Source organism: Martelella alba (genome assembly GCF_006516955.1).
GTDB lineage: Bacteria > Pseudomonadota > Alphaproteobacteria > Rhizobiales > Rhizobiaceae > Martelella > Martelella alba.
In genome coordinates this window covers 1-1,777 of the sequence record NZ_VHLG01000042.1, presented here as the reverse complement: position 1 = coordinate 1,777, position 1,777 = coordinate 1, and the positions used below count along the sequence as shown (strand labels likewise).

Here is a 1,777-nt window from a genome sequence, read left to right as displayed (position 1 = left end):
TTGTTAACAATGTAGGTTTCGAATTCGGCGGCGGATTTGCGCAAGGCCTTGAAGCTCGAGTAGTTGGTTTCGATCTCATCCAGTTCAACGACCAGATCTGAGATTATTGTCTGGCCGTCATGTGGATTGCCGTGCCAAAGGAAGCCTTTGATTTGGCGGAGCAGGCGGGAGATAACCTCAGCTTCTTCTGGATTGTTGTGAGCCAGCCCCTTCACATATTGCTGCATCACCGTGATGCGCATGGTGATATGAAACCAGTCGAGGATGTGTTCCGAGGCTGGCGCCATATGCCGGGCCATTTTGATGACTGTATCGCCGCCATCGGTCATGAATGTTACCATCTGGTTTTCCTGCCAGCCCTGATCTTTCAGCACTTCATGCAGCCACCGTTTCGGTTTGACATCATGGCTTTGAACGAGGCCCAGGTAGCGACTGGGCCGATCCGTCGGGATCGACTTGCCCACCGGCACCTCAAAATGCGACTGACCGACATCACGGGATCGAACATAACCGCCATCAATTCCGACCGTAATCGGTCCTTCCGGATTGGGGCGTTTTGCCCGCTGATGAGCGTTGGTGCTGATGACGCTGAAGCGCTCGTCAGCCAGATCGGCTTCCATTCGACCCGCCACCCGCCCCAAATATCGGCGGATACTGTCCGGACTGAGGTTTTTATCAACGGGCAAGACATCCTTCAGAAGGTCAGCTGTCACCCCGAAAAACACCAACGATGCCCATTTCGTTTCCAGCCAGAGCAGTTATGGGACAATGTGGACGGGCAGAAGCTCGGTTAGGGGACTGAAGGTCTTGGACGGTCCATCGTGGCATTGGCAATGGTAGAAACGGGGACGGTCGATACCGACGTCGCCGAAACCGAGCGGTATCTGACTTGTCGATGCGCTTTGCACCGCAGTTTTCGACCGCAGCACTGGCAATATGCGCGCTCGGCGCAAAAGGCTGCACACTGCGCGTCCACGATCTTTTGCTGGATATTCAGCAGAAGCGTCTTGCTTTCGTCAATGCTCAGTCCGATTTCGCCGATCGTTTCAAACCCTTTGGTGAGCTTACCTATCGTGTCGGTGCGGGTTGTGCCGTCCGGGGCGGTGACTGTGACCTTGATTTCAACATCCATGCTCGTACTTTCCTGCCAACTTTTTATGCCGTTCGTGCGCCTCAGTGCGTGAGGAGTACCCACAAACCCTGAAAGGCAGGCTACGACGCCCGCAGTGACGCCCACTTGAAATCCACTGCTTCTATTGCCTGAAGCTGGTTTCACAGGGCTGGTTCATGGATGAATTTGAGTATGAGGCTCGGACAGAAAAGCGAAGAGCCAAGGAACCTTCCAGACCTGCCTACCACATCTGCTGGTGCATTAACTTTCGATGGTCTCCGGCGCGAAAGCGCTTATTCACCTGTCCCCGTGAAAATGTTCCCTCAACAATAGGTGCCCGCGCGGCCATTTGTTCTATTGCGGCTTCGACATCATCAGACAGGACGTCAGATAAAGGGCGATCAGGCGTATTCGCGGCCGCGATATCGTCGATAAAATCAGCCATGACATTCATGTCCCTCCAGGCATCGTAACCACCAGCCTCATCCCGCCGTTCAAGGTAGGCATGCGGCCCGCCACAATCCTCCGGCGGGCAAGTCCCGGATCCGCCAGTGCAATTTGGGTAGGGTTTAACTGTAAGCGCTGTCTGCGCCCCACATTGCCGACGATAGGCGTCGTTGCGAATTGATACGCATCCGAAGAGAAGGAGTGCGTTTCGCAATGTTC

Annotated in this window: 3 protein-coding genes and 1 pseudogene; all 4 read right to left on the bottom strand. The window is 54.6% G+C overall.

Annotated features, from left to right (window positions below; genetic code table 11):
- A pseudogene (locus FJU08_RS22560) lies at positions 1–620 on the bottom strand (ISKra4 family transposase); the annotation flags it as partial.
- Between the two features lie 170 nt (positions 621–790).
- Entirely contained in the window at positions 791–1,132 is a 342-nt protein-coding gene (locus FJU08_RS22555) for a hypothetical protein (protein ID WP_141151290.1), read from the bottom strand.
- 220 nt (positions 1,133–1,352) lie between these two features.
- A complete protein-coding gene (locus tag FJU08_RS22550) occupies positions 1,353–1,556 on the bottom strand; it encodes a hypothetical protein (RefSeq protein WP_141151289.1) in 204 nt (67 codons plus the stop codon).
- 5 nt (positions 1,557–1,561) lie between these two features.
- The coding region (locus FJU08_RS23025) for a hypothetical protein (protein ID WP_210245308.1) at positions 1,562–1,777 on the bottom strand (216 nt) is incomplete at its 5' end.